General features: G+C 72.5%; 13 protein-coding genes and 1 pseudogene. 7 read left to right on the top strand and 7 right to left on the bottom strand.

Annotated elements, in window-relative coordinates; all coding sequences use genetic code 11:
- Window positions 1-36 precede the first annotated feature (36 nt).
- On the bottom strand, window positions 37-771 hold the full coding sequence (locus AB0K67_RS25500; RefSeq protein ID WP_364064874.1) for an SDR family oxidoreductase: 735 nt from the start codon (window positions 769-771) through the stop codon (window positions 37-39).
- Between the two features lie 112 nt (window positions 772-883).
- Between AB0K67_RS25500 and AB0K67_RS25505 the strand changes: the two genes are divergently transcribed.
- The 3 genes from AB0K67_RS25505 to AB0K67_RS25515 all read left to right on the top strand — a co-directional run bounded on the left by AB0K67_RS25505 (window position 884) and on the right by AB0K67_RS25515 (window position 3,868).
- Window positions 884-1,225, top strand: coding sequence for a phosphotransferase (locus AB0K67_RS25505; RefSeq protein WP_364065926.1), 342 nt, complete (start codon window positions 884-886; stop codon window positions 1,223-1,225).
- A 70-nt stretch (window positions 1,226-1,295) separates the two neighbouring features.
- Window positions 1,296-2,453, top strand: a complete 1,158-nt coding sequence (locus AB0K67_RS25510) for an alpha/beta hydrolase (protein WP_364064877.1) — start codon at window positions 1,296-1,298, stop codon at window positions 2,451-2,453.
- 182 nt (window positions 2,454-2,635) lie between these two features.
- Window positions 2,636-3,868, top strand: coding sequence for a sulfite oxidase (locus AB0K67_RS25515; protein ID WP_364064880.1), 1,233 nt, complete (start codon window positions 2,636-2,638; stop codon window positions 3,866-3,868).
- A 534-nt stretch (window positions 3,869-4,402) separates the two neighbouring features.
- On the opposite strand, the pseudogene AB0K67_RS25520 reads toward AB0K67_RS25515, so the two are convergent.
- From AB0K67_RS25520 to AB0K67_RS25535, 4 genes and pseudogenes are all read right to left on the bottom strand, one after another.
- A pseudogene (locus tag AB0K67_RS25520) lies at window positions 4,403-4,766 on the bottom strand (DUF6596 domain-containing protein); the annotation flags it as partial.
- The gene (locus tag AB0K67_RS25525) at window positions 4,705-4,902 is read right to left on the bottom strand and encodes a hypothetical protein (protein WP_364064882.1); all 198 of its coding nucleotides are present in this window, start codon (window positions 4,900-4,902) and stop codon (window positions 4,705-4,707) included. The gene AB0K67_RS25525 and the pseudogene AB0K67_RS25520, both read right to left, overlap by 62 nt.
- Window positions 4,903-5,148: 246 nt before the next feature.
- Window positions 5,149-6,174, bottom strand: a complete 1,026-nt coding sequence (locus tag AB0K67_RS25530; RefSeq protein ID WP_364064885.1) for a hypothetical protein — start codon at window positions 6,172-6,174, stop codon at window positions 5,149-5,151.
- Window positions 6,175-6,437: 263 nt separating this feature from the next.
- On the bottom strand, window positions 6,438-8,156 hold the full coding sequence (locus tag AB0K67_RS25535) for a potassium/proton antiporter (RefSeq protein WP_364064888.1): 1,719 nt from the start codon (window positions 8,154-8,156) through the stop codon (window positions 6,438-6,440).
- Between the two features lie 421 nt (window positions 8,157-8,577).
- Between AB0K67_RS25535 and AB0K67_RS25540 the strand changes: the two genes are divergently transcribed.
- Window positions 8,578-8,979, top strand: coding sequence for a TrkA C-terminal domain-containing protein (locus AB0K67_RS25540; RefSeq protein WP_364064891.1), 402 nt, complete (start codon window positions 8,578-8,580; stop codon window positions 8,977-8,979).
- 167 nt (window positions 8,980-9,146) lie between these two features.
- On the top strand, window positions 9,147-9,692 hold the full coding sequence (locus tag AB0K67_RS25545) for a hypothetical protein (protein ID WP_364064894.1): 546 nt from the start codon (window positions 9,147-9,149) through the stop codon (window positions 9,690-9,692).
- Here AB0K67_RS25545 and AB0K67_RS25550 read toward each other — a convergent pair.
- Together AB0K67_RS25550 and AB0K67_RS25555 are read right to left on the bottom strand one after the other, a co-directional pair.
- A complete protein-coding gene (locus tag AB0K67_RS25550; protein ID WP_364064896.1) occupies window positions 9,667-10,050 on the bottom strand; it encodes a VOC family protein in 384 nt (127 codons plus the stop codon). The two genes, AB0K67_RS25545 and AB0K67_RS25550, sit on opposite strands and share 26 nt — an antisense overlap.
- Window positions 10,051-10,226: 176 nt before the next feature.
- The gene (locus tag AB0K67_RS25555) at window positions 10,227-11,234 is read right to left on the bottom strand and encodes an aldo/keto reductase (RefSeq protein WP_364064899.1); all 1,008 of its coding nucleotides are present in this window, start codon (window positions 11,232-11,234) and stop codon (window positions 10,227-10,229) included.
- A 137-nt stretch (window positions 11,235-11,371) separates the two neighbouring features.
- Between AB0K67_RS25555 and AB0K67_RS25560 the strand changes: the two genes are divergently transcribed.
- On the top strand, window positions 11,372-13,036 hold the full coding sequence (locus AB0K67_RS25560; RefSeq protein ID WP_364064902.1) for an acetolactate synthase large subunit: 1,665 nt from the start codon (window positions 11,372-11,374) through the stop codon (window positions 13,034-13,036).
- A 10-nt stretch (window positions 13,037-13,046) separates the two neighbouring features.
- Window positions 13,047-14,018 carry a tyrosine-type recombinase/integrase gene (locus tag AB0K67_RS25565; RefSeq protein WP_364064905.1) on the top strand — a complete coding sequence of 324 codons (972 nt, stop codon included), beginning with the start codon at window positions 13,047-13,049 and terminating at the stop codon, window positions 14,016-14,018.
- Window positions 14,019-14,089 lie beyond the last annotated feature (71 nt).

Below are 14,089 nucleotides of genomic sequence, written 5' to 3' on the forward strand. Positions count from 1 at the left end.
GCCCTTTCGTGCGATGTCCGGCAGGGTATCCAGCGCTCACCAGCCGACCGGTCCCAGGCGGTCGATGAAGACGCCGCTCGGGCCGTCCGCGTCGAGGGTGGCGAGGTGGACGATCGGGTCGCTGCCCTGGGTGACGGTGAGCGTGCCGGTGTGGTGGTTCATGTCGGTGGCGGTGAACGCGTGGTTGGCGACCTCGCCGGGGGTGACCGCGTTGAACTTCACGTGCGGGAGCGCCTGCGCGTACCGGACGGTGAGCATGTTGAGCGCGGCCTTGGACGAGGAGTACGCCAGCTCGTGCATCGCCGATACCGGCTGCTCCGGGTCGGTCACGACGGAGAAGGAGCCGCCGGCGCTGCTCACCATCACCACGCGCGGGTTGGCGGACGCCTCCAGCAGCGGCAGGAAGGCGTGCGTGACCCGGACCGGGCCGTACACGTTGGTGTCGTAGACGGCGTGCAGCTCCTCGGCCGTGGCCTGCGCGGGCGGCAGCACCCTGCCGGGCGCGCCCGCGTTGTTGACCAGCACGTCGAGGCGGTCGGTGTGCTCGCGGACCAGCCGGACCGCCGCCGACACCGACGCGTCCGAGGTCACGTCCAGGGGGACCAAGATCGCCTCGATGCCGTCGGCGGCCAGTTTCCCGACGGCCGCGCGGCCCCGCCCCTCGTCGCGGGAGCCGAGGAAGACGGTCCAGTCCATCGCGCCGAGCCGCCTGGCCGTCTCGAAACCCAGTCCCTTGTTCGCACCGGTGATCAATACACTCGTTCGTTCCATGCCCTCTAAGACGGGGCACCCCGTCCGGCTGTGACAGCTGTGATCGAGGTCACTGCCACGGGGGACGCCGGACCGCGGCTACGACGCCCGCACCCGCCGCCTGCTCGACCAGATCGAGGAGGTCGGCAGGGCGTTCCCCGATGACGCGCTCGACGGCGACGACCTCGTGCACACCGACTTCCACGCCGGCAACGTGCTGGTGGACGCGGACGGCGCCATCACCGGCGTGATCGACTGGGACGGCGCCCGTCGCGGCGACGCCGCCTTCGACCTGTTCACGCTCCGCTTCGACCTCGCGCACCGGGCGCCCTGGCTGCACGTGGACGTGCCGGAGACGGTGGCGCTGCGCTGCTGGGCCCACATGAGCCTGCGCCTGGTGGACTGGGCGATCCGCCACTTCTCCGCCTCCGAGGTGACGTACTGGCTGGAGGTGGCCGAACGCCTCAGACCCTGACCAAAGTCAGGGTCCGTTCCTGTCTTTGGATCATGCCGGAGGCCATGGGCCGCTCCCTAAGGTGTTCCCCATGATCAGAACCACCGCTCTCATGCTCGCCCTCGGCCTCCCCCTCACGGCCGCGGCCCTTCCCGCCGAAGCCGCCGCCCGCACCGCCGATGTGAAGTTCGCGATCCCGCGGCCGACCGGCGCGTACAAGGTCGGGCGGGACGTCCTGCACATGGTGGACACCGGCCGCCGCGATCCCTGGGCGCCGTCCGCCACCCCTCGCGAGCTGATGGTCTCGATGTACTATCCGGCGCGCTCCGGCGGCCGCCCGACCGCGTACATGACGACCGCCGAGGCGGCGGCGCTGCTCAAGGCCCAGAAGCTCGACACCCGCGTCAAACCGGAGCAGGTCGCGGGGGTGCGCACGAACGCGCGCGAGGGCGCCCGCCCGGTCTCGGGCCGGTATCCCCTGGTGGTGCTGTCGCCGGGCTTCACCCTCAACCGGGCCACGCTGACCATGCTCGCCGAGGAGCTGGCCTCGCGCGGGAACGTGGTCGCCCTGGTGGACCACGCCTACGAGTCGTACGGCACGAGGTTCCCCGGCGGCCGTACGCTGACCTGCGCCGCGTGCGAGGCGCTCGAGAAGGCGCCGTCCGACGAGGAGAGCAAGCGGCTGCTGGCCAAGGTCGCCACCGGACGGGCGGCCGACCTGTCGTTCGTCATCGACCGCGTCACCCGCGTCACGGGGTGGCGGCGCGCCGCGATGATCGACCAGAAGCGGATCGGCGCGGCCGGTCACTCGATCGGCGGGAACGCCGCCGCCGCGCTCATGGCCGCCGACCGCCGGGTGCGCGCCGGAGTGAACATGGACGGCACGTTCTTCGCGCCCGTCCCCGCGAAGGGGCTCGGCGGCCGGCCGTTCCTCATGCTCGGCACGAAGTCAGGGCACTCCCCCGGCTCGGCCGACACGAGCTGGCCACGTGACTGGCGGCGGCTGGACGGCTGGAAGCGCTGGCTGACCGTCAAGGATTCGGGCCACTTCACGTTCATCGACCTGCCCGTGCTGGGCGGCCAGGCCGGGATGACCGACCCTGCGGCGCCGCTGTCCGGCAAGCGGTCGGGCGAGATCACCACCTCGTACGTGGGCGCGTTCTTCGACCGGCACCTTCAGGGCAGGAAGCGCCCGATCCTGGACGGCCCCACCCGCGCCAACCCGGAGGTCACCTTCCACAACCCCTGACCGCGACCGCTCCGGTCCCCCTCGCCCCGGAGCACGAGGACATGGGTTCTCGATCGCTCTCTCGTCAGCGGCCCACCCGCCAGGGCCCTTTCGAGAACCCCGGACCACGATCACGCGTGTTCTTGACCTCTCCCATTTCCCTGTCTACTGATAGGTATAGCCGGAATGTGAGAGGTGGTCGCATGCCGTATCGAAACGCCGGACGAGAGGACCTGCCGGGCAGGCGCGCCGTGCTCCGCGCGCTTCCCGCCTTGGGCGGGGCCGCGGTGCTGAGCGGGCCGCTCGCGGGCACGGCGGGGGCCACAGCGCAGGGAGCGGCCGAGGCCGTCAGGCGCGCGGCGGGCCCGATCGTCAAGCCGCTGCCGCCCGAGGTGTTCATCGAGCACGGGTCGAACGCCGAGACCCGCTGGGAGGCGCTGCGCGACATCGGTTACCACGTGCCCAACGAGCGGTTCTTCGTCCGCAACCACACCGCCACGCCGCTGATCGACGCGGCCACCTGGCGGCTGCGCGTGCACGGCTCAGGAGTGCCCCGCCCGCAGGAGTTCAGCTACGCGCAGCTGCGCGCGATGCCGTCGGTGACGGTGGACGCGGCCATCGAGTGCGCGGGCAACGGCCGCTCGTTCTTCGCCACCCAGCAGGGCGAGCAGGCGTCGGGCACGCAGTGGCGGCTCGGCGCGATCGGGGTGGCGCGCTGGCGCGGCGTGCCGCTGGGCGCGGTGCTGCGCCGCGCCGGGCTGTCGAAGAACGCGGTGGACGTCATGCCGTCGGGGCTGGACGCCAACTATGTCAGCGACGGGCAGGACCTCGGCCGCGTGCGCCGGCCGCTGCCGATCGGCAAGGCGCTCGACGACGTGCTGCTGGCGTACGAGATGAACGGCGAGCCGCTGCCGCCCGACCACGGCTTCCCCGTGCGGGTGGTGGTGCCGGGGTGGGTCGGCATCGCCTCGATCAAGTGGGTGGGCGACATCGAGGTGTCCACCGAGCCGCTCCTATCACCGTGGAACACGATCTACTACCGCTTCTTCGGGCCCGGCTACCCGGACGAGGGCAGCGCGCCGCTCACCCGGCAGGTCACCAAGAGCGCGTTCGAGCTGGGCTGGGAGGCGAGCATCCCGGCGGGACGGCCGTACCGGCTGCGCGGCAGGTCGTGGTCGGGGCGCGGCCGGATCACCCGCGTCGAGGTGAGCACCGACGGCGGGACCCGCTGGCGGGACGCCCGGCTGCTCGACGGCGGCCGCCGCGGCCCCTGGACGCGCTGGCAGATCACCTGGCCCGACCCGCGTCCCGGCCGCACGGAGCTGCTGGCCCGCGCCACCGACGAGACCGGCGCCGTGCAACCGGTCACCACGCGGTTCAACACGATGGGTTACCTGTTCGACGCGATCGTCGCCCACCCGGTGCAGGTGACCTGAGCCGCGACCCAGCGGGTCCGCACACCCGCGCCCGAGCCGCCGCCCCTCCTCCAGGCAGGCGGAAAGCTCGGCCGCGTAGGCGCGGGCCCGGTCCGGCGCGCCGGCGTCGAGCTGGAGCGGCGGCTCCCAGAGCGCGAGCCGGGTGATCGGCAGGCCCGCCGCGGCGGCGCGCGGCGCCAGCACCGCCCCCGACGAGTTGCCGAACACCGCCGCCGCTCCCCCGGCCGCCTCGACGACCGCGGCGAGGTCCTCGATCTCGCGCTCCACCGCGTAGGGCGGGGTGTCGCCGCTGCCGCCGCGCCCCCGCCGGTCGTCGTCGAGCCGGACGACGTCGGAGGGGACGAAGCGTTCGAGCCTGGCGTACAGGGCGGCGATCTCCCGCCACGGCGTCTCTTCGAAGGAGGGCGCGGTGGCGTGGCAGGCGGCGATGGCCGCCTGGATCCGGTACGGCCCCGCCCCGCCCCGCCGCAGCACGTCGTCGAGCAGCGCCACGCCCTCGTCGATCTGCTCGCGGTCCCACAGGGAGCGGTCCTGCTCCTCCAGCGGCACCAGCTCGCGCCGTCCGGGCCGCGCGCCGGGCGTCGTGCAGAAGCATCAGCGCCAGCAGCCCACCGGCCTCGGGCTCGCCGGGCAGCAGCCGGACGAGCAGCCGCCCCAGCCGGATGGCCTCGTCCGTCAGCGCCCGCCGGATCGGCTCGTCGCCCGCGCCCGCCGCGTACCCCTCGGAGAAGAGCAGGTAGAGCACGCCGAGCACGGCCGTGGTGAGCCCCGCCAGCGTGCGCAGGGTGAGCGCGGCCCTCGGCTCGACGGCAGGCGGGGATGGCAAGACGTGAAGATCAGCCGGAGCGGTCGTCCTCGACGGCGCCCTCGTGCGAGGCGGGCGGCTCGGCGGTTTCATGGAGTACGGCCGGCTCGCGCAGCTTGGCCGCGCCCACCGAGGCCCGGCGCAGCCGGTCGATCGCCTTGTCGCAGGCGGTCATGGCCAGCCACGCGCCGGGGGCGGGCGGCACTCCGCCCGCGGGCCACCCGGCCACGACTTACTTGGACTCGACGAAGGGGCCGTCGGTCATCAGCACCTCGCCGCCGCGCACCCGCACCGTGGTGGCGTCGGCGGGCGGTTCGAGGCCGCCGCTCGCGATGAGCCCGTCGCCGCGCGCGTCGGCCCACGCCTACCGTCGGGCAGGAAGCCGGGGCCGGCCAGCATCGCCTGGTAGGACTCCTCGTCCCCGCAGACCAGCAACAGGTACGTCATCCGGTCAGCCTGAGCGGCGGCCCGGCGCTCAGCGGAAGTCGGAGATGCGGAACACGGCCAGCATGTCCTTGGCGCGGGAGCCGTCCGTCGAGAACGACGCCTCCGCACCGACCCAGCCACGGAACGCACCCGAGTCGTCGATGATCTGCAGAAGCGGCTTGACGTGGGAGTTTCCGTTGTAGCAGAACTGCTTGCGCTCCATCGCCAGGCAGGTGCACCAGTGCCACAGGGTGTCGCGGCGGTCACCCTTGCCGACCATGGTCAGGTAGTACTGGATGGAGCTGATGTTGGCCTTCGTCCCGCCGCCGTACCTCGGGCAGCCGCCCTCCTTCTGGCAGGCGCTGTTGGACGAGGGCTGCAGGTACGTCAGGCACGAGGTGGTGCCGGAGCACTGACGGAACGAGGAGAGGCCGAACGGCTGGTTGGCCGACGGCACCAGCTTGCCGCCCGCCCAGCTCGTCAGGTCCTGCCTGAGCCCGCCGGGAAACGCCTTCACCGAGCTCATCGCGCGGCGGGTGGCGTAGGAGGCGTTGCTGCCGTAGCCGTAGCCGTGCGTGGCGAGCGTGCTCCGCTTGAGGTCGAGGCGGGCCAGCTTGCCGTCGGGCGAGGTGCGGACGTACCACTGCTCGGTCCAGGTCTGGGCGATCTTCCACGTGATCGTGAGCACGTTGCCCGACACCGTGTACGTCCCGGTGCGCCGCTCGGACGGACCGCCGGTGAAGCCGCCCGCGGTGAGCACCTGGCAGGCGCGCACCTTGGTGGCCTTGCCCCCGGCCGTGGTGGTGCAGCTCGCGTCCGGCTTCGTCCCGGTGCTCTGCCTGGCCTTGGGCTGGCGCTGCCACCACAGGTAGAAGCCGGCGCTCACGGTGCCGTTCTTGGCGAAGCTGTAGTTGCCCAGCCGTACCCAGTTCTGCTGCGACGAGGCCTTCAGGTGGCCTTGCGAGACGACGAACGTGGACTTGCCGCCGGGCAGTGACGTGGCGGCCGCCGCCTGGCTCGCCGGTAGGAGGGTGGCGGCGAGCAGAAAACTGAGAATCGCTGCTGCGAAGCGCATGAAGTGTCTCCGGGGGTCACACGGCGTGTCCAGCACAGCACGACACCGTAATGGTCCGGCCCGGAAATGTCATCGAAACCGCGCCAGAAGTCCCGCGCCCACCGGGCTTCGCGGGCGCGGGCGACGACCTCCGCAGGCGCGGTGACGGGCGCGCCCTCGCGCCCGCCGTGTGAGCGCCGGCTCCGACCGCCGGCCATCCCCGGGACCGGCGCGCCCTCGCGCCCGCCGTGTGAGCGGGTGGGCGGCGCGAGGGCGCTACGGCGTCAGGTGACGGCGCGGTCCGACTCCGACTCCGTGCCGGGCACCAGGTCGTCGCCGGGCTCGACCGGCGGCTCCTGCTGCGGGGGCGCGATGGGCCGGACGTGGCGCTGCCGGCCACCGGTCAACCTCGTGCGCCAGCGCAGCCCGGCCCGGCGGCGGCCGGAGGCGGGCGTGGCCGCGGGCTCCCGGCGCTGTTCCTGCGGCGCGGCGGCGGCGTGGCCGTTGTCGGGCTCGCCGTCCTCGCCGTGCCAGTGGGCCAGGCGGCCGCCCCTGCCGACGGCGCGCAGCCGCCGTTCGACCTCGGCACGGGTGGCGGGCGTGGTGACGATGAGCACCTCGTCGCCCTCACGCAGGATGGTGTCGGGCTCGGGTACGAGGGTGTCGCCGCCGCGGATGACGAGGGTGACGATGGACGGCTTGGGCAGCCGCAGCTCGAAGATCTCCACGCCGTGCAGCTTCGAGCCGGGCGGGACGGTGAGCGTGAGCAGCTCGGCCGCGAGGACGTCGAGCGGCGCGGCCTCGATCTCGACCTCCCTGGCCTGGTGCGGCTGGGTGACCTTGAGCAGCCTGGCGACCAGCGGCAGCGTCGGGCCCTGTACGAGGGTGTAGAGGACGACCAGGACGAACACGATGTTCAGCAGGTGCTTGCTGCCGGGCACCTCGGCCACGATCGGGTAGGTGGCCAGCACGATCGGCACCGCGCCGCGCAGGCCCGCCCAGGCGATGAACGCCTGGTGCCGCCAGCCCGTACGGAACCAGGTCAGGCAGGCCGCGACGGACGCCGGCCTGGCGATCAGCAGCAGCACCAGCCCGATGACGACGGCGGGCAGCAGCGCGCTGGGCAGCTCGTGCGGGGTGACGAGCAGGCCGAGCATGACGAACAGGCCGATCTGCGCCAGCCAGCCGATGCCGTCGGCGAACGACCGGGTGGCGGCGCGGTGCGGCAGCTCGGCGTTGCCGAGGACGAGGCCGGCCAGGTAGGCGGCGATGAAGCCGGAGGCGTGCAGGGCCCCGGCCGCGGCGAACGCGATGATGCCGAGGCCGACGGTGGCCAGCGGGTACAGGCCGGTGGCGGGCAGTGCGACGTACCGCAGGGCGAGCGTGCCCGCCCAGCCGCAGGCGAGACCGATCGCCGCGCCGACCGCCAGCTCGAACGTGATCTGCGAGACGATCTCCACGGGGCTGGGCAGGTCGGTGAACACCGTCGAGAACACCAGCACCAAGATGACGGTCGGCGCGTCGTTGAATCCCGACTCCGCCTCCACCATTCCGGCCACGCGGCGCGGCAGCGGCAGCGCGCGCAGCACGGAGAACACGGCGGCGGCGTCCGTCGATGACACGATCGCGCCGAGCAGCAAGGACAGTTGCCAGTTCAAGCCCAGCAGGAAATGCGCTCCAGCGGCGGTGATCGTCACGCTGACCGCCACACCGAGCGTGGCCAGCAGCCCGGCGGGCACCATCAGCCGCTTGATGTCGGCCCACCGGGTGCTCAAACCACCTTCGACCAGGATGATGCCCAGCGCCGACGTGCCGAGGGTCTGCGCGAGCTGGGCGTCGTCGAAATCGATGCCCAGGACGTCCTCACCGAGCAGCACGCCCAGGGCGAGGAACAGCAGCAGGCCGGGCAGGCCGAGCCGGCTCGCGGTGCGCGCCGCGGCGATGCTCGCGAGCAAAACCAGTCCACCGGCCAGTAAAACGCCGTACAACTGCTGCAGACTCATCGTGAACCCCCACGTGGCATCGGTGAAGCGGTCATGCGGCGATCATTTCTCATCGCACGTTGATAAAGCTGAATGGACGGACTCCTCCGTGTGGCAGGGACGGTCTCTTTATCTTCCTGGGCCCACCGGGCCAGTGGGGGTACGGCGCGGCCGGTGGATGCACATGTCGATGGTCGCGGGGCTTCCCGTACCCGGAAAAGAGGGAGAAAGCCCGGAAGTCGCACCTGCCGTCCACTTACGGGATCCTGTCATCCTCGTAAAGGATCGATAGGGGGACGACGGCGAGGTCCGCCGGAGTGATCCCCCGGTCGAGCGGTGCAAGACGGACGTGAGGTGACCGGTGGAGATCGAACAAACAGGGCTGCCAGGGATAGGACTGCGACACGAGTTCACGACGCGCTCCGGGCGGCGTGTCGCCGTCGTGTCGCACCGCACCGGCCGCCGCGATCTGGTGATCTACGATCCGCACGATCCCGACCAGGCGTGCGAGACCGTCACGCTCAACGACGACGAGGCCGACGCGCTGGCCGAGCTGCTGGGCGCGCCGCGCATCATCCGGCGGCTCAACGAGCTGCACCGCGAAGTGGAGGGGCTGGTCAGCGAGAAGCTGCCCATCCCCGCGAACTCGCCCTACGCGGGGCGGCCGATGGGCGACGCGCAGGTGCGCACGCGTACGGGCGCCTCGATCGTGGCCATTGTGCGCGGCGCGCAGATCGTCGCCAGCCCTGCCCCCGACTTCGTGCTGGCCGCCGGCGACGTGGTCGTCGTGGTGGGCAGCGCCGACAGCGTGCAGGCGGTCGCCGGCATCCTGGCCGACGGGTGAGCGGGCGGTCTCTCCGCCGTGGGAGGCGATCTCCCCCGCCGGGGCGGCCCCCCTCCCTCTGACGGGGGAGGCGGCGCTCCCCTTCTGGCGACGAGACTGCCGGCATGAGCATGTTTTCCAGGGCGTCTTCCACGGCGCCTTCCACGGCGCCTTCCCCGGCGTCCTCCATGGCGGCCCGGCAGGCGCCCGCGCCGCCGCCACGCTGGGCGGTGCGCGCCGCGCACGCCGTCGCCCTCGTCACTCTGCCGTCGGGACTGTGGCGCGTCGCGCTCGTGGCCGGGCTGCCCATCGGATACGTCGCCGACGTGCCGCCCGAGGTGCGCGACCTGCCCCCAGGAGAGGTCGCCTACATCGTCGGCCTCAGCGTCGTCAGTGAGCTGGCCGCGCTGCTGACGATCGGGCTCGTCAAGCCCTGGGGCGAGGTCCCGCCCCGCTGGCTGCCGCTGGTGGGCGGGCGGCGCATGCGGCCGCGCCTCGTGCTCGCCGCCGCCTACACCGGGGCGGCGCTGATCGTGCTGCTCTGCGGGTACGCGGTGCTCGCGGTGATCCTGCAGCTCGGCTCGGGTTTCCCGTTCCTGTCGGGTGCCGGGCACGCACTCCTCATCGCCTGCTACCTGCCGCTGCTGGCGTGGGGGCCGCTGACGTTCGCGGTCGCGTACTTGTACCAGCGCCGGCACCGGCACCGCGTCACAGCGGGTCGAGACGCCTCCTGAGCAGGCAGAACACGTTACCCTCCGGGTCGGCGAGCACGTGCCAGGGCTCCTCGCCCGTCTGGCCCACGTCGGCGTGGCGGGCGCCGAGCTTGAGCAGGCGTTCGAGCTCGGCGTCCTGATCGCGGTCGGTGGCGTTGATGTCGATGTGCAGCCGGAAGAGGCCCGCGTCGGGCACGTCGTCCTCGGGGCTGAGCACGATCGTCGGCTGCGGCCCGCCGAACCCCTCGCGCGGCCCGATCTCTATGGAGCCGTCCTCTTCGCGGTCGAGCTCGACGTAGTCCAGCACCTCGCACCAGAACCGCGCCAGCAGCTCAGGGTCGCGGCAGGCGAGCACCAGCTCGCTGATCCGGGACGCCACGCAGAACACCCACTTTCGGTCGAAGGCGACCGAACACCCGTCACCTGGGCCCCAGCCGCCGGAACGGTCCCGCGATCGTATCCGAGAGGCCGGCGCGACCGCGAGCGACTTTTCCGCCCGAAAGCGGCGGCCACCCCCCTCTCACCCGGGGTGGCCGCTTTGCGGGCCGGGGGAGGTCAGCGGCGCTCGCTGTCCAGGCTCGCCATGAGGTGCACGGGGTAACGGTCGCCCCTGGCGGCGTCGCGCGGGATGACGGCCTCGATCTCGGCCAGCTCCTCGGCGGTGAGCGCGAGCCCGCCGGCGTCGATCATGGTGCCGACCTGCTCCAGGGTGCGGGAGCCGACGATGGGCACGATGTCCTCGCCCTGCGCGGCGACCCAGGCGATGGCGAGCTGCGCCACCGAGACTCCCCTGGCCGCGGCCGGCTCCTTCAGGCGGTCGGCGAGCGCGGTGTTGTGTTCGAGGTTCTCCCCCTGGAAGCGGGGGTAGGCCGCGCGGCCGCCGGAGGCGGTCCCGCTGCCGCCGATCAGGCCGCGCGACAGCGCGCCGTACGCGGTGACGCCGATGCCGAGCTCGCGGCAGACCGGCAGGATCTCGTCCTCGACGCCCCGGCTGAACAGCGAGTACTCGATCTGCACGTCGGAGATCGGCGCGACGGCGGCGGCCCTGCGGATGGTCTCGGCACCGACCTCGCTGAGCCCGATGTGGCGCACGTACCCCTTCTCCACCCACTCGGCGATCGCACCCACCGTCTCCTCGATGGGCACCGACGGGTCGAGCCGGGCCGGGCGATAGATGTCCACGTGGTCGGTGCCGAGGCGGCGCAGCGTGTAGGCGAGGAAGTTGCCCACGACGGCCGGACGGCCGTCGAACCCGGTCATCACGCCGTCCGGGCCGACCAGGGCCCCGAACTTGACCGACAGCACGACGCCGTCGCGGTCGCGCTCGTCGAGCGCGCGCCGGATGAGCAGCTCGTTGTGCCCCGAGCCGTAGAAGTCGCCGGTGTCGAGCAGGGTGCCGCCGGCGTCGAGGTAGGCGTGCACCACACGTACGCCTTCGCGCTCGTCCATGGGTCCGTACGCGCCGGACAGGCCCATGCAGCCGAGCCCCGGCGAGGTGACGGCAGGACCGGTACGGCCGAGGCGGCGCGTCCCGGGGCGAGTCGTTTCAGTCTGAGTCGTCATGGCTCCACAGTGCTCGCCCGCCGCGTGCGGCATCCAGGCATCCTCAATGCCATGACCGCTGGTCACAGGGGCTGGAATGAACGGCGGGGCGCGCGTGCTGTGACGGATGCAGTCACAGGTGAAAGAAGGCGTTTCGCATGTCAGCGCAGGCCACGCAGAAGACGGCGGCCCAGCTCATCGTGCAGGCCCTGGAGGCGGAGGGCGTCGAGTACGTCTTCGGCATCCCGGGCGAGGAGAACATCCACTTCGTCGACGCGCTCAAAGACTCCTCCATCCGCTACATCCTCGTCCGCCACGAGCAGGGCGCGGCGTTCATGGCGGAGCTCTACGGCAGGCTGACCGGCAAGGCCGGGGTCGCCTCGGCCACGCTCGGCCCCGGAGCGATCAACCTGCAGCTCGGCGTGGCCGACGCCACGACCAACAGCACCCCGGTGGTGGCGATCACCGCGCAGGTCGGCCTCGACCGCATCTATAAGGAGACCCACCAGGTGGTGGACCTGGTGTCGCTGTTCAAGCCGATCACGAAGTGGTCGGAGCTGGCCCCCTCGGTGCAGGCGCTGCCCGAGCTGATCCGCAAGGCGTTCAAGACCGCGCAGACCGAGCGGCCCGGCGCCGTCTACCTGGCCATCCCCGAGGATGTCGAGTCCGCGCCCGCGCCCGGCGACCTCGCGCCGCTGCCGCTCAACGTCGTACGCCCGCAGGACCCCTCCGCCGCCCAGATCGCCCGCGCCGCCGAGGTGCTGGCCACCGCGCGCCGCCCGATCGTGCTGGCCGGCCACGGCGCCACCCGGGCGGGCGCATCCGACGCGCTCGTGCGCTTCTCGGAGAAGCTGGGGCTGCCGGTGGCGACCACGTTCAACGGCAAGGGCGTCTTCCCCGACGACCACCGGCACGCGCTCGGCGCGGTCGGGTTCATGCGGCACGACTACGTGAACTTCGGCTTCGACGAGGCCGACGTGCTCATCACGGTCGGCTACGAGCTGCAGGAGTTCGACCCGGTCAAGATCAACCCGAATCGCGACAAGAAGATCATCCACGTGCACCGGTTCCCCGCCGAGGTGGACGACCACTACCCGGTGGCGGTCGGCGTGCACGGCGACATTCCCCGCTCGCTGCACGCGCTCGGCGACGCCGTGCACCGCCGGTTCACCATGAACGGCACCGGCGAGAAGATCCGCCGCATGCTGCGCGAGGAGCTGGAGCAGGGCCGCGAGGAGCACGGGTTCCCGCTGTCGCCGCGCCGCGTGGTCGCCGACATCCGCGAGGCCATGGGGCGCGAGGACATCGTGCTGGCCGACACGGGCGCGGTGAAGATGTGGATGGCCCGCATGTACCCGGCGTACGAGCCGAACACGATGATCGTCTCGAACGGGCTGTCGTCGATGGGGTTCGCGGTGCCGGGCGCGCTGGCCGCCAAGCTCGCCTGCCCCCGGCGCAAGGTGCTGGCGGCGACCGGCGACGGCGCGTTCCTGATGAACTCCCAGGAGCTGGAGACCGCCGTGCGCGAGCGCATCCCGTTCGTGGTGCTGGTGTGGGAGGACGGCGCGTACGGGCTGATCGAGTGGAAGATGGACCTGGAGCTGGGCCGCGACTCCAACGTGGCCTTCGGCAACCCCGACTTCGTGAAGTACGCCGAGAGCTTCGGCGCCCGCGGCTACCGGATCAGCAGCGCCGGCGAGCTGCTGCCGACGCTGCGCAAGGCGCTGGCCGACGACGTGGTGTCGGTGATCGCGGTGCCGGTCGACTACTCGGCGAACCTTCAGCTGACCGACAAGCTGGGCGAGCTGACCGGACCCTTCTAAGATCGTCCGGGTGAGCCTGCCCGCCGTATCCGCACCGGGCGCGCCGGCGGTCGAACCGGCGCGCGACCCGTACCACGTCTATCTCGACTCCCTGACCAGCCCCGAGTCGCGCCGCACCATGCGCGGCTGCCTCGACCGGCTGGCCCGCATGCTCACCGGCGACGAGAACGCGACGGGCGCGGGCCAGCCGTGGCACCTGCTGCGGTACGAGCACACCGTGCGCATCCGCACGATGCTCACCGAGCAGGGCTGGTCGGCGGCGTACGTCAACAAGCATCTGGTGGCGCTGCGCCGGGTGCTGAAGGAGGCGTGGCGGCTCGGCCAGACCAGCGCGGAGGACATGGCGCGCGCCTCCGACCTGGCCCCGGTACGGCAGAGCCGGCTGCCCGCCGGGCACCACGTGCCGCCCGAGGTGGTCGGCGCGGCGCTGGCGGCCTGCGACGACTCCCCCGCGGGCAGGCGCGACGCGGCGCTGATCGCGGTGCTCTACTCGACCGGCTGCCGCCGCGCCGAGCTGGGCGGGCTCACGCTCGCCGACTACGACCCCGGCGCGCGCTCGCTGCGGGTGCGCGGCAAGCGCGACAAGGAACGGCTCGTCTACCTGACCGCCGACGCGATCGGGCTGCTCGAACGGTGGCTCGCGGTGCGCGGCACCACGCCGGGTGCGCTGTTCAGCCCGATCAGCACCGCAGGGCGGCTGCGGATGCGCGACGGGCGTCCCGTGGGGCTGACCGGGCAGGGCATCTCCGACATCCTGACCCGGCGCTTCGAGGCGGCGGGGGCGGCGCGGCGCACCCCGCACGACTTCCGCCGCACGTTCATCGGCGAGCTGCTGGACGCGGGCGTCGACCTGGCCACCGCGCAGGCCCTGGTCGGCCACGCCTCCCCCGCCACCACCGCCCGCTACGACCGCCGCCCAGAACGCACCCGCAGGGAAGCGGTCGACCGCCTGCACCTCCCCCAGCCCCGGCCTCTGGCCTGAGCAGGGAGCCCCGGCCTGCCCGGTCTGAATCCGCCGGGATGCCGGGGCCGGGGACGGGCCGGGACCCGGCT

Source organism: Nonomuraea sp. NPDC052634, from assembly GCF_040678535.1.
In the GTDB taxonomy this organism is placed as follows: domain Bacteria; phylum Actinomycetota; class Actinomycetes; order Streptosporangiales; family Streptosporangiaceae; genus Nonomuraea; species Nonomuraea fastidiosa.

Coding starts and splice junctions, on each gene's coding strand:
- AB0K67_RS25500 (WP_364064874.1), bottom strand. CDS start 771: ATGGAACGAACGAGTGTATTGATCACCGGTGCGAACAAGGGACTGGGT.
- AB0K67_RS25510 (WP_364064877.1), top strand. CDS start 1,296: ATGATCAGAACCACCGCTCTCATGCTCGCCCTCGGCCTCCCCCTCACG.
- AB0K67_RS25515 (WP_364064880.1), top strand. CDS start 2,636: ATGCCGTATCGAAACGCCGGACGAGAGGACCTGCCGGGCAGGCGCGCC.
- AB0K67_RS25530 (WP_364064885.1), bottom strand. CDS start 6,174: ATGCGCTTCGCAGCAGCGATTCTCAGTTTTCTGCTCGCCGCCACCCTC.
- AB0K67_RS25535 (WP_364064888.1), bottom strand. CDS start 8,156: ATGAGTCTGCAGCAGTTGTACGGCGTTTTACTGGCCGGTGGACTGGTT.
- AB0K67_RS25545 (WP_364064894.1), top strand. CDS start 9,147: ATGGCGGCCCGGCAGGCGCCCGCGCCGCCGCCACGCTGGGCGGTGCGC.
- AB0K67_RS25555 (WP_364064899.1), bottom strand. CDS start 11,234: ATGACGACTCAGACTGAAACGACTCGCCCCGGGACGCGCCGCCTCGGC.
- AB0K67_RS25560 (WP_364064902.1), top strand. CDS start 11,372: ATGTCAGCGCAGGCCACGCAGAAGACGGCGGCCCAGCTCATCGTGCAG.